Origin of the sequence: Proteus terrae, assembly GCF_003144325.1 — a bacterium.
Classification (GTDB): domain Bacteria; phylum Pseudomonadota; class Gammaproteobacteria; order Enterobacterales; family Enterobacteriaceae; genus Proteus; species Proteus terrae.
Genome location: NZ_PENS01000001.1, coordinates 357173 through 380790 on the forward strand (window position 1 = coordinate 357173; position 23618 = coordinate 380790).

At 40.0% G+C, this 23618-nt stretch carries 21 protein-coding genes; 7 read left to right on the forward strand and 14 right to left on the reverse strand.

The genetic code is table 11. The features are described from left to right. Positions 1–226 precede the first annotated feature (226 nt). The 4 genes from gltB (at position 227) to DK857_RS01505 (ending at position 9153) form a co-directional block, all read left to right on the forward strand. Positions 227–4687 carry a glutamate synthase large subunit gene (gltB, locus tag DK857_RS01490; RefSeq protein WP_109401354.1) on the forward strand — a complete coding sequence of 1487 codons (4461 nt, stop codon included), beginning with the start codon at positions 227–229 and terminating at the stop codon, positions 4685–4687. 9 nt (positions 4688–4696) lie between these two features. Continuing rightward, positions 4697–6094 (forward strand): FAD-dependent oxidoreductase, encoded by a 1398-nt coding sequence (locus DK857_RS01495; RefSeq protein ID WP_109401355.1) that lies wholly within the window; start codon positions 4697–4699, stop codon positions 6092–6094. A gap of 501 nt (positions 6095–6595) precedes the next feature. Next, the gene (gene dcuC, locus DK857_RS01500) at positions 6596–7870 is read left to right on the forward strand and encodes a C4-dicarboxylate transporter DcuC (protein WP_098941196.1); all 1275 of its coding nucleotides are present in this window, start codon (positions 6596–6598) and stop codon (positions 7868–7870) included. A gap of 14 nt (positions 7871–7884) precedes the next feature. Further along, complete coding sequence (locus DK857_RS01505; protein WP_109393152.1) at positions 7885–9153, forward strand: amidohydrolase; 1269 nt, start codon at positions 7885–7887, stop codon at positions 9151–9153. A gap of 117 nt (positions 9154–9270) precedes the next feature. Here the strand turns inward: DK857_RS01505 and sspB are convergent, their stop codons facing one another. From sspB to zapE, 5 genes are all read right to left on the reverse strand, one after another. Continuing rightward, positions 9271–9780 carry a ClpXP protease specificity-enhancing factor gene (sspB, locus tag DK857_RS01510; RefSeq protein ID WP_109393151.1) on the reverse strand — a complete coding sequence of 170 codons (510 nt, stop codon included), beginning with the start codon at positions 9778–9780 and terminating at the stop codon, positions 9271–9273. 6 nt (positions 9781–9786) lie between these two features. Further along, on the reverse strand, positions 9787–10428 hold the full coding sequence (gene sspA / locus DK857_RS01515) for a stringent starvation protein SspA (RefSeq protein ID WP_023582862.1): 642 nt from the start codon (positions 10426–10428) through the stop codon (positions 9787–9789). 656 nt (positions 10429–11084) lie between these two features. Next, a complete protein-coding gene (gene rpsI, locus DK857_RS01520) occupies positions 11085–11477 on the reverse strand; it encodes a 30S ribosomal protein S9 (RefSeq protein WP_004245284.1) in 393 nt (130 codons plus the stop codon). 15 nt (positions 11478–11492) lie between these two features. After that, a complete protein-coding gene (gene rplM, locus DK857_RS01525) occupies positions 11493–11921 on the reverse strand; it encodes a 50S ribosomal protein L13 (protein ID WP_006535327.1) in 429 nt (142 codons plus the stop codon). 434 nt (positions 11922–12355) lie between these two features. Next, on the reverse strand, positions 12356–13471 hold the full coding sequence (gene zapE / locus DK857_RS01530; RefSeq protein WP_109401356.1) for a cell division protein ZapE: 1116 nt from the start codon (positions 13469–13471) through the stop codon (positions 12356–12358). Between the two features lie 203 nt (positions 13472–13674). On the opposite strand from zapE, the gene zapG reads away from it, so the two are divergent. The 3 genes from zapG to degS all read left to right on the forward strand — a co-directional run bounded on the left by zapG (position 13675) and on the right by degS (position 16979). After that, a complete protein-coding gene (gene zapG, locus DK857_RS01535) occupies positions 13675–14079 on the forward strand; it encodes a Z-ring associated protein ZapG (protein WP_109393149.1) in 405 nt (134 codons plus the stop codon). A gap of 230 nt (positions 14080–14309) precedes the next feature. Beyond that, positions 14310–15701 (forward strand): serine endoprotease DegQ, encoded by a 1392-nt coding sequence (gene degQ, locus DK857_RS01540; RefSeq protein WP_109401357.1) that lies wholly within the window; start codon positions 14310–14312, stop codon positions 15699–15701. Between the two features lie 207 nt (positions 15702–15908). Continuing rightward, a complete protein-coding gene (gene degS / locus DK857_RS01545; RefSeq protein WP_109401358.1) occupies positions 15909–16979 on the forward strand; it encodes an outer membrane-stress sensor serine endopeptidase DegS in 1071 nt (356 codons plus the stop codon). 26 nt (positions 16980–17005) lie between these two features. Here the strand turns inward: degS and DK857_RS01550 are convergent, their stop codons facing one another. From DK857_RS01550 to mlaF, 9 genes are all read right to left on the reverse strand, one after another. After that, on the reverse strand, positions 17006–17251 hold the full coding sequence (locus tag DK857_RS01550; RefSeq protein ID WP_109393147.1) for a CPCC family cysteine-rich protein: 246 nt from the start codon (positions 17249–17251) through the stop codon (positions 17006–17008). 33 nt (positions 17252–17284) lie between these two features. Next, positions 17285–18346, reverse strand: coding sequence for a DUF2157 domain-containing protein (locus DK857_RS01555; protein WP_109401359.1), 1062 nt, complete (start codon positions 18344–18346; stop codon positions 17285–17287). Between the two features lie 195 nt (positions 18347–18541). After that, positions 18542–19804: a UDP-N-acetylglucosamine 1-carboxyvinyltransferase gene (murA, locus tag DK857_RS01560; RefSeq protein ID WP_109393145.1), complete on the reverse strand. Its 1263-nt coding sequence runs from the start codon at positions 19802–19804 to the stop codon at positions 18542–18544. A gap of 48 nt (positions 19805–19852) precedes the next feature. Beyond that, the gene (gene ibaG / locus DK857_RS01565) at positions 19853–20107 is read right to left on the reverse strand and encodes a BolA family iron metabolism protein IbaG (protein WP_006535338.1); all 255 of its coding nucleotides are present in this window, start codon (positions 20105–20107) and stop codon (positions 19853–19855) included. Positions 20108–20247: 140 nt separating this feature from the next. Beyond that, positions 20248–20541 carry a lipid asymmetry maintenance protein MlaB gene (gene mlaB, locus DK857_RS01570; protein WP_109393144.1) on the reverse strand — a complete coding sequence of 98 codons (294 nt, stop codon included), beginning with the start codon at positions 20539–20541 and terminating at the stop codon, positions 20248–20250. Position 20542: 1 nt separating this feature from the next. Beyond that, a complete protein-coding gene (gene mlaC / locus DK857_RS01575) occupies positions 20543–21172 on the reverse strand; it encodes a phospholipid-binding protein MlaC (RefSeq protein ID WP_075671443.1) in 630 nt (209 codons plus the stop codon). 86 nt (positions 21173–21258) lie between these two features. Further along, positions 21259–21795: an outer membrane lipid asymmetry maintenance protein MlaD gene (gene mlaD / locus DK857_RS01580; RefSeq protein ID WP_109393143.1), complete on the reverse strand. Its 537-nt coding sequence runs from the start codon at positions 21793–21795 to the stop codon at positions 21259–21261. Positions 21796–21798: 3 nt separating this feature from the next. Continuing rightward, positions 21799–22578 (reverse strand): lipid asymmetry maintenance ABC transporter permease subunit MlaE, encoded by a 780-nt coding sequence (gene mlaE / locus DK857_RS01585; protein ID WP_075671447.1) that lies wholly within the window; start codon positions 22576–22578, stop codon positions 21799–21801. Between the two features lie 3 nt (positions 22579–22581). Further along, positions 22582–23394 (reverse strand): phospholipid ABC transporter ATP-binding protein MlaF, encoded by an 813-nt coding sequence (gene mlaF, locus DK857_RS01590; RefSeq protein ID WP_109393142.1) that lies wholly within the window; start codon positions 23392–23394, stop codon positions 22582–22584. Positions 23395–23618 lie beyond the last annotated feature (224 nt).

Sequence of the window (23618 nt, forward strand, 5' to 3'; positions counted from 1 at the left end):
TTCTCTTATTCATCTTATTCTAGTCAAATCTCCTTACACATTGACCTCATTTTTATTTATCGATAAGTTGAAAAGGCATTGCGTAGCTATATAAAAAACACTCCAAGCTAAGCAAACACAACATCACCCGATGAGCACCCATAAATTTACCTACATACTTTGAGCCAAAACGTTCCTTTTGCGCTCTGTTTTGAGGTGCCCAGTAAACTAAGTAGGAAGCAAAAAAATGCTCTATCAAAAGACACAGGAAAAAGACAATTGTGGATTTGGGTTGATCGCGCATATTGAAGGGCAAGCCAGTCATAAAATTGTCAGAAATGCAATCCACGGTCTCGCCAGAATGCAACATCGAGGAGCCATTCTTTCTGATGGTAAAACAGGCGATGGTTGTGGATTACTTTTACAAAAGCCCGATCGCTTCTTTCAATTAGTTGCTGAGGAAAAAGGCTGGCATTTAGCCAAAAACTACGCTGTTGGAATGCTATTTTTAAGCCAAGACCCTAATATCGCGACACAATGCCGCCTTATTATTGAAGAAGAACTTCAAAATGAAACACTCTCTATTGTGGGCTGGCGTAAAGTCCCTATCAACACGGATATTCTAGGTAGTATCGCCCTTTCATCTCTTCCTTTAATTGAACAAGTCTTTGTTAATGCACCCGCTGGCTGGCGGATAAGCGATATTGAAAGACGGCTCTTTGTTGCTCGTAGACGTATTGAAAAACGCATTACTGATAATGATTTTTATATTTGTAGTCTTTCTAATTTGGTGACGATTTATAAAGGCCTCTGTATGGCCATCGATCTGCCACGCTTTTTTACCGATCTCGCTGATCTACGGATGGAATCTTCAATCTGTTTGTTCCACCAACGTTTTTCAACTAACACCATTCCCAGATGGCCTCTTGCACAACCTTTTCGTTATTTAGCACATAACGGTGAAATTAATACCATTACAGGCAATCGCCAGTGGGCTAGAGCTCGCGCCTATAAATTCCATACACCCCTTATTCCTGATCTACAAAGTGCCGCCCCTTTTGTAAATGAGAGTGGCTCAGACTCAAGTTCACTCGACAATATGCTAGAGCTTTTTCTCAATGGCGGTATGGATATTGTTCGTGCAATGCGGTTATTAGTGCCACCTGCATGGCAAAATAATCCACAAATGGATGAGGATTTACGGGCATTTTTTGATTTTAACTCAATGCATATGGAGCCTTGGGATGGCCCTGCAGGTATTGTGTTATCAGATGGTCGTTATGCTGCGTGTACGCTAGATAGAAACGGTTTACGCCCTGCTCGCTATGTTATTACCACAGATAACATCATCACTTGCGCTTCTGAAATTGGTATTTGGGATTATCAGCCTGATGAAGTGCGAGAAAAAGGACGCGTCGGTCCCGGCGAGCTAATGGTTATCGATACTCATCATGGACGTATTCTCCACTCTGCCGAAACCGATGAGGATTTAAAAAGACGCCATCCTTATAAATTGTGGCTAGAGCGCAATGTCAAACGCTTAACGCCGTTTGAAGAGTTGCCAGAACAGCAAGCCACAGGACAACGTGCTTTTGATGACACCTTATTAGCCACTTATCAAAAACAGTTTGCATATAGCCAAGAAGAGCTTGAAAACATTTTGCATGTGCTTGCAGAAAATGGGCAAGAAGCGACAGGTTCAATGGGCGATGACACTCCATTTGCTGTTCTTTCTCAACGCCCTCGTCTTATTTATGACTATTTCAGACAAAAATTCGCGCAAGTCACAAATCCTCCTATAGATCCATTAAGAGAAGCCCATGTCATGTCTTTAGCGACCTGCATTGGACGCGAGATGAATGTGTTTTGTGAAGCAGAAGGTCAAGCACATAGACTGAGCTTTAAATCGCCTATTTTGCTTTATAGCGACTTTCAACAACTTGTTAATCAAGAAACCCCTTATTACCGCTCTGTTCATCTTGATATCACTTATCGACCAACAGAATGCAATCTAGAAACTGCGTTACGCCAATTATGTGAAAAAGCACAACAGGAAGTTCATAGTGGCGCGGTGTTATTAGTTTTATCAGATAGAAATATCACTAAAGAGCGACTACCTATTCCTGCCCCTATGGCGGTTGGTGCAGTACAAAAAGTTTTGGTAGACAATAATTTACGTTGTGATGCCAATATCATTGTTGAAACAGCCAGTGCCCGTGATCCTCACCATTTCGCTGTACTACTTGGATTTGGTGCTACCGCTATTTATCCTTACCTTGCTTATGAATCTTTAGCTCAACGTGTTGATAAACAAATCCTACAAACAAGCTATGCCCAAGTGATGCTTAATTACCGCAACGGCATCAACAAAGGGTTGTATAAGATCATGTCTAAAATGGGCATTTCAACCGTGGCGTCTTACCGTTGCTCTCAACTTTTTGAAGCAGTCGGATTAAATGATAGGGTTGTCGAGCTCTGTTTTGCAGGCGTTGATAATCGAATTAATGGCGCTGATTTTAGCGATTTTGAGCACGACTTATTTAATCTATCTAAGCGAGCTTGGTTAGCCCGTTATCCTTTAGAAGCGGGTGGTTTATTAAAATACGCCCATAAAGGGGAATACCACGCTTATAACCCTGATGTCGTTCAAGCACTACAAAAAGCTGTAAATAGCGGGAAATATACTGACTATCAGCATTACGCAAATCTAGTGCAACAGCGCCCAATCACAACCTTGCGCGATATGTTAGTTCTCAATAACAAGACAACGCCTATTTCGATTGAAGAAGTCGAACATGAAACCGAGTTATTTAAACGCTTTGATACTGCCGCTATGTCAATTGGGGCATTAAGCCCAGAAGCTCATGAAGCTCTTGCACAAGCGATGAATACATTGGGAGGTTTTTCAAATTCAGGAGAAGGTGGCGAAGATCCCGCACGTTACGGTACCGATAAAGTCTCTCGCATTAAACAAATCGCCTCTGGTCGTTTTGGTGTAACACCTTCTTATTTAATGAGTGCGGATGTTTTACAAATCAAAGTCGCACAAGGGGCAAAGCCCGGTGAAGGTGGACAACTTCCTGGCGATAAAGTGACACCTTATATTGCGCAACTGCGTTATGCCGTGCCTGGTGTTACCCTAATATCACCGCCTCCTCATCACGATATATACTCTATTGAAGATTTAGCACAACTTATTTTCGACTTAAAACAGATCAATCCAACTGCACTTATTTCTGTAAAACTAGTGTCAGAGCCTGGTGTAGGCACTATTGCTACAGGTGTTGCTAAAGCTTACGCTGATTTGATAACCATTGCGGGTTATGACGGCGGAACAGGTGCAAGCCCTTTAACTTCCGTAAAATATGCAGGTAGCCCATGGGAATTAGGCTTAGTTGAAACTCAACAAGCGTTAGTAGCAAATAATTTACGCCATAAAATTCGTTTGCAAGTTGATGGTGGATTAAAAACAGGTCTAGATATTATTAAAGCGGCAATTTTAGGCGCAGAAAGTTTTGGATTTGGTACTGGGCCAATGGTGGCATTAGGCTGTAAATATCTGCGCATCTGCCATTTAAATAATTGCGCAATGGGTGTTGCAACCCAAGATGAAACACTCCGTCGCAATCATTATCATGGATTACCTGAACGTGTTATTAACTACTTTCGTTTTATTGCGCAAGAAACTCGTGAGTTAATGGCCTTACTTGGTGTGAGAAAAATCACCGATTTAATCGGTCGAACTGATCTGCTTTCATGCCTAGAAGGTGTGAGCAGTAAACAACAAAAACTCTCTTTAAGTGGATTGTTAGAAACAGCAACTTCACCATCAGGCAATTCGCTTTATTTCCAGGAAAATAATCATACTTATGATAAAGGTGAGTTAAATCAGCGAATTGTTGCTCAAACCTATGATGCTATCGAACAACAAAAAAGCCAAACACACTACTTTAATATCCGTAATACAGATCGCTCTGTGGGAGCAACATTATCAGGCATTATCGCCAAGAAATATGGTGAAAGTGGCTTATCTGCCACACCAATTAAACTTTATTTTACCGGAACCGCAGGTCAAAGCTTTGGTGTATGGAATGCACAAGGCGTTGAATTAACCTTAGTGGGTGATGCCAATGATTATGTTGGTAAAGGTATGGCTGGAGGCCGTATTGTCATTTCACCTCCTGTTGGCTCTGCATTTAAAAGTCATCACGCCACCATTATGGGAAATACTTGCCTTTATGGCGCAACAGGCGGAAAACTTTATGCTTCAGGATTGGCTGGGGAGCGTTTTGCTGTTAGAAACTCTGGCGCAATTGCTGTCGTTGAAGGTGTTGGTGATAACGGTTGTGAATATATGACGGGTGGTATTGTCTGTGTTCTGGGTAAAACAGGGATTAATTTTGGTGCGGGAATGACTGGTGGATTTGCCTATCTATTAGATGAAGATCTCACATTATCACAACGGATCAACACTTCATCGATTGAGTTGCTTCCTGTTGCATCCTTTGCCATTCTTGCTGAACATCTACGTGGCATGATTGCAGAACATGTCAGACTAACTGGCTCACAACAAGGTGAAAGATTACTTTCACAATGGGAATATTGGTCACAACATTTCAAATTGGTGAAACCAAAATCCAGTGATGTTAATGCGTTGCTTGGTCATCCTCGTCGTTCATCTGCTGAATTACGCGTTCAGGCACAATAGGAGAATATTATGAGTCAGAATGTGTATCAGTTTATCGACTTAAATCGTGTTGAGCCGACCAAAAAACCATTAGCAATTCGCAAAATTGAATTTGTTGAAATCTATGAAGCTTTTTCACCGCAACAAGCCTCCGCACAAGCCGATCGTTGTTTAGGCTGTGGTAATCCTTATTGTGAATGGAAATGCCCTGTTCATAATTACATTCCTAACTGGCTAAAACTAGCAAACGAAGGACGTATTATTGAGGCTGCTGAACTTTCTCATCAAACAAACAGTTTGCCTGAAATTTGTGGTCGTGTTTGTCCTCAAGATAGGTTGTGTGAAGGCGCTTGTACGCTGAATGATGATTTTGGTGCAGTCACAATTGGCAATATTGAACGTTACATCAATGACACAGCCTTAGCACAAGGATGGCGCCCTGACCTTTCTCACGTCACAATGACTGATAAAAAGGTCGCGATTATCGGCGCAGGCCCCGCAGGTCTTGCCTGTGCAGATGTTCTTATTCGACAAGGTGTGAAACCCGTTGTTTATGATAAGCATCCAGAAATTGGAGGGTTACTTACTTTTGGGATCCCTTCTTTTAAACTCGAAAAATCACTGATGATCCGACGCCGCGAATTATTTAGTGAAATGGGTATCGAGTTTTGCCTCAATACGGAAATAGGCAAAGATGTCTCCCTAAATACCCTAATAACACAATATGACGCGGTATTTCTTGGATTGGGCACATATCACAGTTTAAGTGGTCATTTTCCTAATGAAAATGCTAATGGTGTTTATAGCGCACTACCTTATTTAATTGGGAATACACGTTATTTAATGGGTTATGATGAAGATCCTCAAACACCTTATATCGACCTTAAAAATAAAAATGTGGTGATATTAGGAGGAGGTGATACCGCAATGGATTGTATCCGTACTGCCATTCGACAAGGTGCAAATAAAGTCACTTGTGTTTATCGTCGTGATGAAAGCAATATGCCAGGTTCAAAACGTGAAGTAAAAAATGCCAAAGAAGAAGGTGGCGAATTTTTATTTAATCTTCAACCTATAGATATTGAAGTCGATAACCAAAATAAAGTGGTCGGTATTCACGTTATTAAAACTCAAGGCGATAAAACATTAACTTCTATTGAAGGAAGTGAACATGTGTTATCTGCTGATGCGGTTATTCTGGCATTTGGTTTTAAACCTGCTCATTACCCATGGTTAGATGAAAATAATATTGAATATGCATCTTCAGGCAGAATTATTATTTCAGATAATCAAGAAATACCAAATCAAACAACAAACCCTAAAGTGTTTGCAGGGGGGGATATTGTAAGAGGCTCTGATCTTGTTGTTACTGCAATAGCAGAAGGAAGAGAGGCGGCCGAAGGCATATTGCGATATTTATCATGCTAAATATTTTTATTTTCGTTATTTAAAATAACAATTTCTCTTGTTTATTATCCCATTTAATTTAAGTGGGATAATTTTTCAATATTATCGATGAAATTAATAAATAGTATTTAAGGATCATCAAGATATCTGACCAATTAATCATTCTCATTACCATTTAATGTAATTTCTAGAATAATAGCCTGATAAAAAGTGATATTCTTTTTTGTATCAAAATAACACTCTTGATCTATAGTAAATATAATTTATTTTCGTATTTTTTACTTTATCTCTTTTTATTTAACCTTTCCGTCATCTTTTAATGATAATGGTTTTACGGCATTTGTTAATAACATCACAGTCTAAAAAAATAGATTTTATTTCAGCTATTAAATTTGATAACAATCAAATATTGTCAATCTACCAACTTCATAATGGAGTCACCTAATAACTTTACAGAAAAATATAATTTATTGATGTTAGGTTCGTTTTCATAAAATTGTCATAATTAACTAGGGGATCACTATGGTGATGCAACTTATCGCAGTAGCAGTTATTATCGTAACTGTCTATTTGCTAATAAAAAAATATGAAACCCGAATGGTGCTAATTGGTGCAGGCTTATTACTCTGTATTTTAAGTCTGAGCCCATTAGATGCGCTTACCGCATTTAGCGAGCGCATGGTGTCTTCATCATTAATTCAAGCAATCTGTTCGAGTATGGGTTTTGCTTATGTTATGAAATATACCAAATGCGATATGCATCTGGTTCATGTTTTATCAAAAGTAATGACTCGTCTGGGCTTCTTCCTTATTCCAGCCACTGTTGTCGTAACATACTTTATTAATATCGCAATCCCATCAGCAGCAGGTTGTGCGGCTGCGGTAGGTGCAACACTCATTCCATTATTAATCGCAGCACGTATTCACCCAGCTATCGCAGGTGGTGCAGTGTTATGTGGTACTATCGGTTCAATGTTAAGCCCAGGTATGTCGCATAATGCCTTCGTTGCTAACATGGCAAATATGGAAGTGGTTGATTTAATCGCTCGCCATAGCCCATACAGCTTAATGGCTGGTGGTATTGCTGCAGTTTCACTTGCTGTTGTCGCTTTAGTGAAAAAAGAGTTCAAAATGGCTTCTGTTACTGGTGATGCATCTTCTTCATCAGCACAAGCAACGCCAGAAGCTGTTCGTCCTAACTACTTATATGCAACAGCACCTTTCATTCCTTTAATCCTGTTAGTTCTGCCATTCTTTGAAACATTTAGCACTTTCAAATTGTCAGTACCTGCAGCAATGTTAATCGGTTCTATCTATGCCCTGTTCATCACATTAACTAACCCAGCTCAAATTACGAAAGAGTTCTTTAAAGGTATGGGTAATGCTTATGGTGATGTATTAGGTATCATCATTGCAGCTGCAGTATTCGCAGCTGGTCTGAAAGCATCTGGTTTAATCGACGCGTTCATCAACTTCTTAACTCATTCTCCTGAATTTGCTCGCTGGGGTGGTACTTTAGGGCCATTCTTAATGGGTATTATCACAGGCTCTGGTGACGCAGCAGCATTCGCATTCAACGAAACAGTAACACCTCATGCTGCACAATTCGGTTATGAAATCCCTGATATGGGTATGGCAGCGGCATTATCTGGCGCGTTAGGTCGTACTATGTCACCACTGGCAGGTGCAGCGATTGTTTGTGCTGGCCTTGCAAACATTAACCCTATGGAAATCGCAAAACGTACTGCACCAGGTATGATTATCGGCGTCATCGCGGTTGCGTTATTCATGCTATAAGTGGAGAAATGAATATGTCAGCTCTTACTCTCGAAAAATTAATTAAATGGCGTCGCGAATTTCACCAATATCCAGAAATTGGTTGGTCTGAATTTCTTACAACAGCAAAGATCGTTAAAGAATTACGTAGCTTAGGTTTAGAAGTTAAAGTTGGTCCTGAAGTTATCAACCAAGAGTTCGCTTTTGGTCGTCGTCGCCAAGTCGTTGAGAAAGGGCTGGCTATTGCAAGAAAACACAACGTTGATGAAGCACTGCTTGATGAGATGAAAGAACTTACAGGCTGTGTGGCCATCTTTGACAGTGGTAAAGCAGGTCCAACAGTAGCGCTGCGTTTTGATATCGACTGTGTGGGTGTTAACGAAGCAACCGAAACTAAACACCGCCCTCATGCTGAGAACTTTGCTTCTTGTCACGCTGGCGAAATGCACGCTTGTGGTCACGATGGGCACATTTCTATCGGTTTAGGTGTTGCTCATTGGTTAGTTGAGAATAAAGATAAAGTCGTTGGTAAAGTTAAAATCTTATTCCAACCAGCAGAAGAAGGTGTTCGTGGCGCTCGTGCGATGGCTGAAAGTGGTATTGCCGATGATGCAGATTACTTCTTAGGCGCGCACTTAGGTTTTATCGCAAACAGTGGTGAAATTGTTATCAACCCAACACATTTCTTATGTACCACTAAATATGACTTCCGTTTTAAAGGTGCGCCATCTCACGCTGGTGCAGAGCCTGAATTAGGTCGTAATGCGTTAGCTGGTGCTTGCCACGCAGCAACACAAATGTTGGGTATTTCTCGCCATGGTAAAGGGATGTCTCGTATCAATATCGGTGTATTAAAAGCCGGTGAAGGCCGTAACGTCACCCCAGCTAATGCTGAGATGCAAATTGAAGTTCGCGGTGAAAACGAAGAGATCAACAGCTTTATGGCTGCCAATGCAGTACGTATGGCTGAAGGCGCAGCACATAGCTTCCAGTTAGAAATGGAAAGCGAGATCATGGGTGAAGCCGTTGACCTGACAAATGACCAAGAACTGATTGATATTATGACCAAAGTTGTTGGTAAACATGCAGAGTTAACCGCCGTTGCTACTCGCCCATTTGGGGGAAGTGAAGATGCAACTGTATTAGCAAAACGTGTACAACGTTGTGGTGGTAAATCACTGTATTTCGTTGTTGGTGCCGATAGAACTGCAGGTCACCACCAAGCCGGCTTTGATTTCGATGAAAAACAATTAATGACTGCGGTTAATCTTTATACCGGCTGTTTAGAAGAACTGCTGAAATAGTTTTTCAGTAATGCAATCCAATAAAGCGCTCTATAGCAATATAGAGTGCTTTTTTTGTACATAAAAAAAGCCCAGTTCATAAACTGGGCTTTTCATTCATACAAATAAGATGCTCTCTTATTTCACAACACGTAATGACGGACGACCTGTTGGGCGAGGTGGCTCAGGATCATCATCCGGTGAAGATGTATCGGTTTCTACCGTACCATCAGTGACAAGCGATAAGCCTTCATTAACAGGCGTTAAAGTATTCTCTTCACTTTCATCTTCAGCAAACTGTAATGATGCACCAGATTCATAAGCAGGCTCTGGCTCAAACATCATTCCCGCACCGTTTTCTCTCGCATAAATAGCCATAACAGCAGCCATAGGCACTCGTACTTTACGAGGTATGCCACCAAAGCTTGCACTAAATAAAACCTGATACGGTGTTAACTCTAAGTTATCTACTGCACGAGATGAAATATTTAGTACAATTTGACCATCGTGCGCATATTCCATTGGGACTTGGACACCATCGATATTCACATCAACAACTAAGTGTGGTGTTAAATCGTTTTCGATGATCCAGTCATAATGCGCACGCAATAAATGCGGACGACGCGGAGACATATCCATAATCTCCATACTTTATTACCCTCTTGAAGGTAAGCGCATCTCACGCTCTGCTTCGGTTAATGACGCGAGGAATGAATCACGCTCAAAAACACGTTGCATATAAATTTGTACATCTTTAGCGCCAGCACCACTTAAATCTACACCGAGGACTGGTAAACGCCATAACAGAGGAGCTAGGTAGCAATCTACTAAGCTGAACTCTTCACTCATAAAGTAAGGATATTCTTTAAACACAGGAGAGACTGCCAGTAGCTCTTCTGCTAACTGTTTACGAGCAGCATTTGCTTGCTGTTCTGTTCCTTTCTCGATGGTGTTCATTAAAGAATACCAATCATGCTCGATGCGATGCATCATTAAACGGCTGCTACCACGAGCAACAGGATAAACTGGCATTAAAGGAGGATGAGGGAAGCGTTCATCAAGATATTCCATGATGATGCGTGAATCATACAGGGTCAGCTCACGATCAACCAAAGTCGGTACACTTTGGTAAGGGTTTAGATCGATAAGATCCTGTGGAAGATTACCAGCTTCAACCTGTTCAATTTCAACACTGACACCTTTCTCCGCTAGGACAATTCTGACCTGATGGCTGAAAATATCAGTCGGACCGGAAAACAAAGTCATTACCGAACGTTTGTTGGCAGCGACAGCCATGAAAACCTCCAAGTTAATCAATTAAAGAAATGAATTAGCACAATGCCCCTTCCATTTCCCCATTCCTAAAAGACAAGCACACAAACGCAGTAGACCTAAATAAACATTTAAGTTATTAACTGCATTGGGTAACTACCTGTATAACAGTGTTATCGTGGGATAATCATATTTTACAGGGTTAAAAACTCACCTGTCTTTGCGGCACATATCATTATCAAGTAATACCAAAATAATCATTCAACAATCATTATTGTCATAATAATTTTGGTATGGCTTTCAAATTCATTACAGGTATTACTATCGATATACCCGTTGGCAACATTGTGAAGTCATGGAAAGAAAGACACCAAAGCCCGCTATTCTACCAGAATTCATGTTACTTAGGGGGGCTAATGCAAATAATTCAACACAATATGCCACACTACCTTAAAACTAAGATTATAATATCAAAAAATGAATTTATTTAGAGATAACATCTAAAAAATACGTTTTTTAATACTACTGCTATCTTACATAAAGCCTGTTTTATGAGTAATAGCATGATGCTTTAGCAACACTATATTTTTATTATTAATAAACACAAATAAGTCAAAAATAAAAAACCCGCCTGTGAAGACGGGTTTTCAACATCAAATTGATATCTAAAAGATAACAAATTAACGTTTAGAGAACTGTGGACGACGACGTGCTTTACGCAGACCCACTTTCTTACGTTCAACAGAACGCGCATCACGGGTTACGAAACCAGCTTTACGCAGATCAGAACGTAGAGTCTCATCATATTCCATCAGTGCACGAGTGATACCGTGACGGATCGCGCCAGCTTGACCAGAAATACCACCACCTTTAACAGTGATGTATAAATCTAATTTACCCAGCATATCAACTAATTCCAGCGGTTGACGAACAACCATACGTGCTGTTTCGCGGCCGAAGTAAACTTCTAGGCTACGTTTGTTGATTACGATATTACCGCTACCTGGCTTAATGAAGACACGTGCGGAAGAACTTTTGCGGCGACCTGTGCCGTAGTATTGATTATCAGCCATTGCCTATTATCCCGATTAAATGTCCAGAACTTGCGGTTGTTGTGCCGCGTGGTTGTGCTCAGATCCTGCGTAAACTTTCAGTTTACGATACATCGCACGACCCAGAGGCCCTTTTGGCAGCATGCCTTTTACCGCGATTTCGATTACACGCTCAGGACTACGGGCGATCATCTCTTCGAAAGTCGCTTGTTTGATACCACCTACGTGACCAGTATGACGGTAGTAAACTTTGTCAGTACGTTTATGACCAGTTACCGCTACTTTCTCAGCGTTTAAAACGATGATGTAATCACCAGTATCAACGTGCGGAGTATATTCCGCTTTGTGCTTACCGCGTAAACGGCTAGCAATTTCAGTTGCTAAACGGCCTAAAGTTTTGCCGTCTGCATCAACAACGTACCAGTCGCGTTTTACGGTTTCTGGTTTAGCTGTAAAAGTTTTCATTATTGAAAATTACCCAATGTTTAGTTACACGTTGGTGAACGCTCGGTTCAAATACTATTGAGGTTCACACGACTCTTGTGTCCAGCAAACCTACCCCTTCGAGTAGCACTGCTGACTCTAAAATGCGAGTTTTTTGGGAAATAAAAAACTTGCTGCAACGTGGGGTCGCAAGATTATAGAGAAGTCAGAAAAAAAAATCGAGTCATAATTGAAAAACAATTGAATTCTTTTTCAATATTTCAGCGAAAAAAACGAATCTGGCACTTTTTTCTGATTTGACTGATAAATTCTTGCTACCTGAAGAGAAGAATTGTTCCTTTCCAGAGCGCTTGTAAGCTGCCTAATACTTTCTATTTTCATAGAAAAAAACATCAAGCAACTTAACCTGCGTCATCCTACCATAATGAAAGATGACTTTCTTCAAGAATTAAAAATTAAGCGAGATGTGGTTGAACTAAATATTCTTCACTTTGCATCTCTTGTAAACGAGATAAGCAACGTTGATATTCAAAACGTAAAAAATCACCTTGGTAAATCTCATTCATTTCTACATTTGCATTAATAATAAGTTTCACCTTACGCTCATAAAATTCATCAACAAGCGCTAGAAACCGACGCGCAGCGTCTTCATTTAATGTTCCCATTTGTTTCATGTCATATAACAAAACAGAGTGGTAATGCTTAGAAAGTTCAATGTAATCAAGCTGACTACGCGGTTCCATACACAAGGTTGAAAAATTAACAGCGAGTACACCATTAGATGCTTTTCTTACTTTCATAGGGCGATGATTAATGGTTAAGGTACAATCAACTTGTGGTTCACTGGTTGCCAAATGCATGAAAATTCTATCCATCTCCTGGCGATTTTCATCGTTAAGCGGAGACAAAAAAAGATGCGCTTGCGTTAATGTTCTAAGACGATAATCAATACCTGCATCAACATTTAAAATGTCACAATGATGTTTGATTTGTTCTATTGCAGGTAAAAAACGAGAACGTTGTAATCCATTACGATAAAGCTCATCAGGTGGAATATTTGAGGTTGCCACCAGCGTGATACCTCTAGCAAATAACGCTTCAAGCAAGGTACCTAAAATCATTGCATCAGTAATATCAGAAACAAAAAACTCATCAAAACAGAGCACGTCGGTTTGTGATTTAAATCCATCAGCAATAATTTCTAACGGATTTTCATGCCCTTGTAAGTTTTTCAGCTCTTCTTGAACACGTAACATAAAGCGATGGAAGTGTAAGCGAAGTTTTCGTTCTGTCGGTAAGCTTTGATAAAACATATCCATCAACCATGTTTTACCTCGTCCAACGCCACCCCACATATATAAACCACGTTCTGGTGCAACAATCTGTTTTTTTGTGCGAATTCGCCCGAATAATCGCTGTGTTAGCGAATTTTTTTCTGGTGGAGTCTCTTTTAATAATGCATGGTATATCTGTTGAAGGTGGAGAACAGTTTTTCTCTGAACATCATCAGGTTGATAATCACCTTGCTTCAATGCGGCTTCATAAAGTGATAACGGCGTACTAACAGTCATGAATGCCCTCTTATCCTTAATTTTCTGACATACTGATTTGTGTCTGTCGAATGCCTCTATTATAAGCATTAAGAATTGTTTTAACATCAACGTAACACACGAATTTTATATTAAGCTTAAGGATATTATTCCACCCATGCCTTTTAGCGGTTATGATGTTATAAGAATCCATCGTCCTCACTATTAGATGAAAAGGAGTTGCCATGGTTTGGGTTTATGCACTGATTGGATTAGTTGTCGGTCTTATTATCGGCGCACTTGCAATGCGTTACGGTAACAGCACCCTTCGCCAACAAGATGCTATCAAAGCAGAGTTAGACACGAAAAAAGAAGAACTTGATACATATCGCAATGAACTTGTCAGTCACTTTGCTAGAAGTGCTGAATTATTAGATAACATGGCGAGAGATTACCGTCAGCTTTATCAACATATGGCAAAAAGCTCTAATGAGCTCATGCCTGATATGCCTGCTCAAGAAAATCCATTTAATTACCGATTAAGTGAGTCAGAAGCGGCTAATGATCAATCTCCAATAAAAATGCCACCTCGTGATTACTCCGAAGGGGCATCTGGATTGTTCAGACCTACAGAAAAAAAAGACAATTAATATTAAAACGCCACATTTATTGTGGCGTTTTTCTTTCTACTAAATATCATAAAATGACAATTATTTGCCATGGTTTTAAAGATAGCTTTTGTCTTGTAAATCCGTGTAAAAGGAAACAAAGCACATCATGTCTTAATGAACTTTCCTTTGTCAGTACAGGTCTTAGTGACATCGAGCTCATTTTGAGCAATAACTTTTATTTTGATAACTGTATCAAGAGACTCTAATTCATGTTGACTAAAAAAAGAAAATTATTACTTAGTGCGTTAGCAATGAGTGTCGGACTTTCACTCTCTACTATTCCAGCAACCAGTATGGCGGCACTGCCTGCAGTTATGCCATCAGGCGAACAACTGCCAAGCCTTGCACCGATGTTAGAAAAAGTGTTACCTGCTGTTGTCAGTGTGCACGTTTCAGGAACACGAGTACAAAGCCAGCAAGTGCCTGAAGAATTCAAATTCTTCTTTGGCCCAAACTTTCCATCACAACAACAAAGTATTCGCCCTTTTGAAGGCTTAGGCTCAGGTGTCATTATTGATGCACAAAAAGGCTATGTATTAACAAACAATCACGTTGTTGATGGTGCAGATAAAATTCAACTGCAAATTAATGATGGTCGTGAATTTAGTGCAAAATTAATTGGTAGCGATCCACAAACAGATATTGCATTACTGCAAATTGAAAAACCAACTAACTTAACCGCAATTAAAATGGCGGACTCTGACCAATTACGTGTTGGTGACTTTGCTGTTGCAGTAGGTAACCCATTTGGTTTAGGCCAAACAGCAACATCAGGTATTATTTCCGCATTAGGTCGTAGCGGTTTAAATCTTGAAGGTTTAGAGAACTTTATCCAGACTGATGCTTCAATCAACCGTGGTAACTCTGGTGGTGCGCTCGTTAACTTAAATGGTGAGTTAATCGGAATTAACACTGCTATTTTAGCTCCAGGTGGTGGCAACATCGGTATCGGCTTCGCCATCCCAAGTAATATGGCGCGAGATCTTAGCCAACAACTGATTTCTCATGGTGAAGTTAAACGTGGCATCTTAGGTATTCGTGGTACAGAAATGAATTCTGATCTGGCGAAATCCTTTAATATTGACGCACAACGAGGTGCTTTTGTTAGCGAAGTCATGCCAGATTCATCCGCTGCAAAAGCAGGCATTAAACCGGGTGACGTTTTAATTTCAGTTGATGGCAAACGTATCAATAGCTTTGCTGAATTAAGAGCTAAAGTGGGTACTACACCGCCGGGTAAAGAGATCCTAATTGGCTTGATCCGTCAAGGTAAACCAATGGATGTTAAAGTGATATTAGAGAAACAATCAGCAGATGCAACTCGCGCCGATAATTTCTCTCCTGCACTACAAGGTGCCACATTAAGTAACTACTTAAACAAACAAATTAAAGCAGTTGCTGTTGATTCTGTTGAGAAAGATTCCGCTGCTGCGGCATCAGGTTTACAAAAAGGTGACCTTATTATTGGTATCAATAATACGCCAATTACCTCTCTAGGCGATTTACGTAAAGCAATTGATGCTAAACCGCCTGTTCTTGCATTGAATATTCAGCGTGGTAATGAAGAAATTTACCTGCTGTTACGTAATACACCGCGCTAAGAAGTAAGCTTTTCACCTATCTAATTTATTGATTTCTTTAGCCCTATAACTTCCATTATAGGGCTTTTTTTATATCTATTTTTGATAAGAGTCATTAGCTTAAAAGGGGATTTTATGCGCTGAGCGATGCTTTCATAAGTTAAACTATGCTATTCTCACCGCTCCTACGCGAATAATTTCACAGTCAGACATAAATACAGGATTTTTATGTTAACTAAGTTACTGCGATCAACACTAATTGGTCTTCTCACAGCAGCAATTCTTTTGATTGCAGTCCCTTCAATTCGCCCTATTTTTATTGAACGCCTACTTAATGGTGATTTTCTCAATGCGCCTTTTAGCTATAACACCGCGGTACGACGAGCTGCCCCTGCGGTTGTTAATGTTTATAGCAGTACGATGGGAAGTTTTTCTCAGGAAGGTCGTGAACTAACATCTCTAGGCGCTGGCGTTATTATGGATGGTCGTGGTTATATTCTGACAAATCAACATGTTATCAATAATGCTGATCAGATCATTATCGCACTCCAAAATGGTGATCTTTATGAAGGCTTACTTGTTGGTTCCGATCCTTTAACTGATCTTGCGGTATTAAAAATAGATGCCGATAAACTCCCTACAATTCCCATTAATACTAAACGAATTTCTCATGTAGGTGATGTTGTGCTGGCTATTGGTAACCCATTTAATATTGGGCAAACTATTACGCAAGGGATCATCAGTGCTACGGGGCGTGTTGGATTAAGTCCAACTCGTTACCAAAATTTCCTACAAACAGATGCCTCAATTAATGAAGGTAACTCTGGTGGTGCGCTAATTAATACTGAAGGTGAGCTTGTAGGTATTAATACTATGACGTTTGATTCAGGCTCCTATAACGGATACCGCCCTACAGCCGAAGGGTTAGGTTTTGCTATTCCGACCGAACTTGCAGTTAAAATTATGAATAAGCTAATTCGTGATGGTCGTGTTATCCGTGGCTTTATTGGTATTACAGCAAAAGAATTACCAAGAATTCGCTCATCGAATACCGATATTAAGCAAATTCAAGGGTTACGCATTTTTAGGATCACACCAAATAGCCCAGCAGATAAAGCTGGAATAAAAACAGGTGATATCATCCTTAGTATTAATCATGCGCCAGCGACTTCCGCGATAGAAATGATGGATTACATTGCAGAAACACGCCCTGGTACGGTATTACCTGTCACGTTATTACGGGAAGGTAATGAGATTAATGTTGATGTCACTATTTCTGAATACCAACCAGAACCATAACTAACAAAAAATCTCCCTATGCTTGGCTAGTAGGGAGATTTCATATAAAACGTCGCACTTTGTAAGCAATTTTCTTTAAACCTTTCAGTATTGCGATAGTCCTCTAATGTGCTGTGATTACAACCGCTATATTGCCCTTCTTTAGTACCATCATTTTGCCAACCACATACGGGGCAGATCTCAAAAAATGCCTCATCTTTATCTTTGAAAACAAAATAATGGCACGCAACACAACTCACTTCTAAAGGAATATGACAACTTCGTTTTTCCATAGGATGGGTTCTCCTATCATATTATTAATTATACTATTTGCTCTTACTCTCTTTATTGGCAATTGAGTTATTTTCAACAGCATGCCAAATCTTTTCCGCTTTTCGTCCAATTAAAATCAATGAAACCGCCATAATAAAGAAGAAAATTGCACTGTGTAAACTATCCCAGAAATATTCAAAGAATCGGGTATAAAGGTTGATACCAAGGAATGTTAGGCCAAAACCTCTTAACATACCGTCATCTGTTTTAAGGCTAATATAAATACAGATAACTGAAACGACAGCAAATAACAGTGCCCAAGGTAACAAATTCAGACTTGAAGTACGATACCAAGTATCAGGATCGTAATTACCAAAAATAGACATTATCCATAATGCAATAAACAGATAAGTGAGCCCCATTATTTTTGTCATGGTAAATAAACGACGATGTATCAACGTATTTTGTAGGAAATAACAGCCTGCTAATAATATCGCACCAAAAAAGACAAAACGGATAGGATAGTTCATCCCTAACCAATAAGCGCCCCAACCAGAGACATAGCCCGTTTCAGCACCGAACCAATTTCCTAACATCAATAAGAAGAATAGCCACACCAATGAGGAGCGACTAATAAATCCAATTGCACCATAAATGACACAGCCAATTAAAAAGAGAGGCGCAATATGGCCACTTCCTGTATCCAGCAATTCTCCCAGTTGCCAAAGAAAAGTAGCCGTAAACATCACACCTAAAAAGAGAATAAATTCGGTACTGTAATGCCACTGTGTTTCTTTTTGCTGACGTTTAAATCCCCAAAAATAGAGCACTGAAGCAATAAGTGCAGGAGATATCACTCGCATAATTTCAGAAACACTAAAAATCTCAACGAGATAATAAATTAATTCACTATCACTAAAGATACTGCCAGCAGCAATAATCAAACACACCATTGCTATCCAAAATGCATAGCGACTCAACCGTTTCCAATCAAAGGGAATTCGGTGCAATGTACTTCCTAATTGCTGATATTCTTGTTCTGAAATCTCACCAGATTGTTGCCATTCATCCAGTGCTTGACGAACCAGGCGCTCTTGTTTCCTTGTTACCTGCATATATATTCCTTCCTATTAGCTCATAGTGATTTTTATAACACAGGTCTGTTTTTCTTACTGTATCTTGCTACGAAAGAAATGCCTTATGAATTATCCTATTCTATTGAGAGTCTTATTAAAATAATGCGTAAAAAAAACCATAGCACAACAATGCACTATGGTTTTAAATAACTAAAAAAGGATAACTAAAATAAATTAGTCATTAGAGTGCAAACGTTCTATTTTTGCCCCTAGTCCTTGTAATTTAGCTTCAATATTTTCATAACCACGATCGATATGATAAATACGATCAACAATGGTTGTGCCCTGAGCAATACAACCTGCAAGTACTAAACTTGCAGAAGCACGTAAATCCGTTGCCATTACTTGTGCGCCTGAAAGCTTTTCAACCCCGTGACATAATACAGTATTACTTTCGATTTCAGCGTGAGCACCCATACGGATTAACTCAGGAATGTGCATAAAACGATTTTCAAAAATAGTTTCAGTGATCATTCCTGCACCTTCAGCCACTAAGTTTAAAAGGCTAAATTGTGCTTGCATATCGGTTGGGAAACCCGGATGTGGCGCAGTACGCAAGGTTACCGCTTTAGGACGTTTGCCATGCATATCAAGGCTTATCCAATCCTCACCAACTTCAATATCAGCGCCTGCTTCACGTAATTTTGCCAACACAGCATCTAATGTGTCAGGTTTGGCATTACGGCAAACAACACGACCACGAGAAATCGCAGCAGCAACTAAGAAAGTACCTGTTTCAATACGGTCAGGTAGGATTTGATAAGTACCACCACCAAGACGCTCTACGCCTTCAATAGTAATGCTATCTGTGCCCGCACCACTGATTTTGGCACCTAATGTATTGAGGAAGTTTGCAGTATCTTCAATTTCAGGCTCTCTTGCCGCATTCTCAATGATGGTTTTGCCTTCAGCTAATACCGCAGCAGTCATAATAGTGATAGTGGCACCCACACTCACTTTATCCATGACGATATGCGCGCCTTTTAAACGTCCATCAACACGTGCTTTCACATAACCTTCATCCAGTGTGATCTCAGCACCTAATTGCTCTAAACCTGTAATATGAAGATCAACAGGACGAGCACCAATGGCACACCCCCCCGGTAAAGAAACCTGACCTTGACCAAAACGCGCCACCAGTGGGCCTAAAGCCCAAATAGAAGCACGCATGGTTTTTACTAATTCGTAAGGAGCGCAAAATTCATTAATGTTACGAGCATCAACGAAAACAGAGCCATTGCGTTCAACATTAGTGCCTAAGCGATTAAGTAACTTAATCGTAGTATCGATATCTTTTAATTTAGGAACATTCGTTAATTCTACTGGCTCTTCGGAAAGGATCGCAGCGAACAGGATTGGTAATGCGGCATTTTTTGCGCCTGAAATAGTGACCTCACCTGATAAGCAGGTTGGCCCTTGTACTCTAAATTTATCCATCTGTAGAACTCTCTTTTTTATTTTGCTGTACGCTGTATACCTACTGAATCAAAGCCCGTTAAGTTTACGATCTCTCTTCCACTCTTCAGGTGTGTAGGCTTTAATAGACAAAGCGTGAATACGGTTATCTGCAATATATTCCATCAAAGGGGCATAAATGGTTTGTTGTTGTTTTACTCTGCTCATTCCCTCAAACATTGCGCCAACAACGACAACTTGAAAGTGACTACCATCACCATTGACGATGACTTCATCTAAAGACAGGCTGTCCATTAATACTTGTTTGATTTCATTTGTATCCATAATTGCTCAATCTCAACGTTAAAATAATAATCAGTCGTCTATCCTAATGGAATCCGCTCTACTCTTAAACCATCAAAAACCCCCTTAATGATAAAAGTATCACGAAGGGGGCTTTTTAATACCTTTACTCAAAATCTGTATTAGGCAATATTCATAATTTCATCAAGATCATAGAGTGTAATTAAGGTCTGAAAACGCTCACTTACGCCTTGAATAATAAATTGACGATTTTGCTCTTCCATTTCTGCTTTTAAGTGAACAAAAAGCGCCAACCCTGTTGAATCAATATGTCCTAAGGCAGAAATATCGATGATATTAATATCAGCTAATAATGCTTTACGTTGCTGCCAAGCTGGCAATAACGTTTCACGATCTAGCGTTCCTTGGAAATAGAGGACACTCTCCTTTTTTTCCCAATTTAACGAAGCTGACATGTTATTTTTTCTCATCCAGTGTAATTGGTGTTTTAGCACTGATTTCTAACTGTTTTGTTAAACCATCAACACCTTTAGAATTTAAAATATCTGACCACTCATTCTGTTTTGTTGTGATCATACTGACACCTTCAGCAATCATATCATACGCCTGCCATTCGCCTGTTTTGCTATTTTTACGCCATTGGAAATCAAGACGAACAGGTGGGCGACCATTTGTATCAATGATAGTGACACGAATAGTTAGAGTTGATTTATCTGCGAAAGGTTTTGCAGGCTCAATACGGTACTCTTGGCCTTCATACATCGCTAATGCTTGACCATATACTTGAGCAAGATACGCTTCAAATGCCGTGAAATAAGCATCACGTTGTGCAGGTGTTGCATTACGATAATGCGGTCCTAACACTAATGCGCCCGCATATTTGATATGTACATAAGGCAATAATTCTTGCTGAACAATTTGACGTAAAACTTCAGGGTTTTTACGAATTTCAGGCTGTTCATTTTTTAATTTACTAAAAGTCTTTTGCGCCGCATCTTCCATCAATGCGTAAGGATTAGTTTTATCTACTGCCATTGCAAAAGGCGTTATCACTAATAATGCGACCATCAATAAGCGTTTAAACATACGTTCGCTTCTCCTCAAATAGGGTTTCAATAATACGATGCATTCATGACGCTAAATGTATAAGTGCATCGTATAGGAATTAATGATTAAGGTAATGCAGAGTGTTCTTGCGTTGGTTGAGATTCAGATTTTGCTGAATCATCACCATCACCCGTTTTATAAAGGAATTGACCAATCAGATCTTCTAATACCATTGCTGAATTAGTGTTTGTGATCCGTCCTCCGTCTTTGAGCAGAGTAGAATCTAATGCTTCATCATAAAAGCCTAAATTCAATGCAAGGAACTGTTCACCTAATAAACCCGATGTACGAATAGACAGTGAGCTACTTTCTGGAATGTGGTCATAAATGCTCAGAATATCGAGCGCGACTTCAGGGCGATAATTCCCTTCATCTTCTTCTTTTAAAGTGATAGAAGAAACACGGCCAATCACCACACCACCAATCTTAACTGGGGAACGTTCTTTTAACCCACCTATATTACCAAAGCTGGCATAAACGCGATAAGTCGGTTGATTACCCATTTCTTTAATATCAGCCACTTTAAGACATAAGAAAATCACGGCAGCTAACGCAATCAGAACAAATAGACCAACCCAAACTTCAATTTTTTTACTTTGCATGACTTAGTTCCCAAACATCAGTGCTGTTAGCACAAAATCTAAACCCAATACGGCTAACGATGAATGAACAACAGTACGTGTTGTTGCTCTGCTAATCCCTTCTGATGTTGGGATTGCGTCATACCCGTTAAAGAGCGCTATCCAAGTGACGGTAATAGCAAAAACGACACTTTTAATAAAGCAGTTTACTAAATCGAGTCGCCATTCAACGGCACCTTGCATAGATGCCCAGAAAAAGCCTTCATCGATCCCTTTCCAATCCACCCCCACAATTGCACCACCCCAGATACCGATGGCAACAAAAATAAGTGAAAGCAATGGCATACTAATAAGACCCGCCCAAAAACGGGGTGCAACGACACGTCTTAAAGGATCGACTGCCATCATTTCTAAACTGGAAATTTGTTCTGTGGCTTTCATTAAGCCGATTTCAGCTGTTAAAGCCGAGCCCGCACGACCCGCAAATAATAATGCCGTGACGACTGGGCCTAATTCTCTTAACAATGAAAGTGCGACCATCATGCCAAGGCTAGCTTCAGCACTAAAGGTTGTTAAAACAAGATAGCCTTGTAATCCCAACACCATGCCAATAAATAAGCCAGATACCATGATAATTAATAAGGATTGAACACCGACGTTATACAATTGCTTCAGTAACAGAGGCCACTGTTTACGAAATTCAGGCTTACCGACTAATGCACGAAAGAGCATAATGCCAGCTCTACCAAAGGTTGCAAAAATCGCTAACGCTCTAACGCCAATGCGAGATAATAAATTTACCACGTACTAATTTCCTCGTCCTAATAGGTCGTCCTGATAATCTCCCGCAGGAAAACGGAATGGTACAGGGCCATCAGCAATACCATCTAAAAACTGTCTTACTTGCCTATTTGGATTGTCCTGTAATTCTTGTGCGCTACCTTGAGCAATGACTTTCTGCTCTGCAACAATATAGGCGTAATCTGCGATACTTAACACTTCAGGTACATCATGGGAAACCACAACACAAGTCACACCAAGCGCATGATTTAACTCATCAATTAATTTAACAAGTACACCCATGGTGATAGGATCTTGCCCAACAAATGGCTCATCAAACATAATCAGTTCAGGATCAAGCGCAATAGCCCTTGCTAATGCCGCCCTTCTCGCCATTCCTCCTGATAATTCAGAAGGCATTAAACTTGCCGCACCACGTAAACCTACAGCTTCAAGTTTCATCATCACCGTTGTACGGATCAATGCTTCAGGTAAATTTGTATGCTCTCTTAGTGGAAATGCCACATTTTCAAACACATTCATGTCTGTAAACAGTGCACCCGATTGAAAAAGCATACTCATTTTCTTTCTTGCCTGATACAACGCAGAGCGCGATAGCGTAGGAATATTGTCGCCATCAAACCAAATTTCACCACTATCTGGAAGGATTTGTCCTCCCATTAGGCGTAACAAGGTTGTTTTACCAATCCCTGAAGGGCCCATAATCGCAGTCACTTTTCCTCTTGGTACAACAAGATTAATCTCAGAGAAGATCTTTCTGCTACCGCGAGTGAAGTTCATATTGCGCACTTCAATTAGATTGTCAGATTGTGCGTTCATGAATAAAACATCCTCAAGCCTGTCTGCATAAACGAATTTTTACGCTATTTTGGCAGGTCATTCGCTATGTTACAAAGAAATCACCACTATTTAGCAATTTATTGCACGGTTAATTTTACTTTTCGTGCTTGGCTAGTCAAAATATGGTTAATTAGCAAAACCTTTTGACAATATGTTTTTTTATCAGCCCTGTCTTATTGGTTTTTTCTTTATTCGCTCATTGT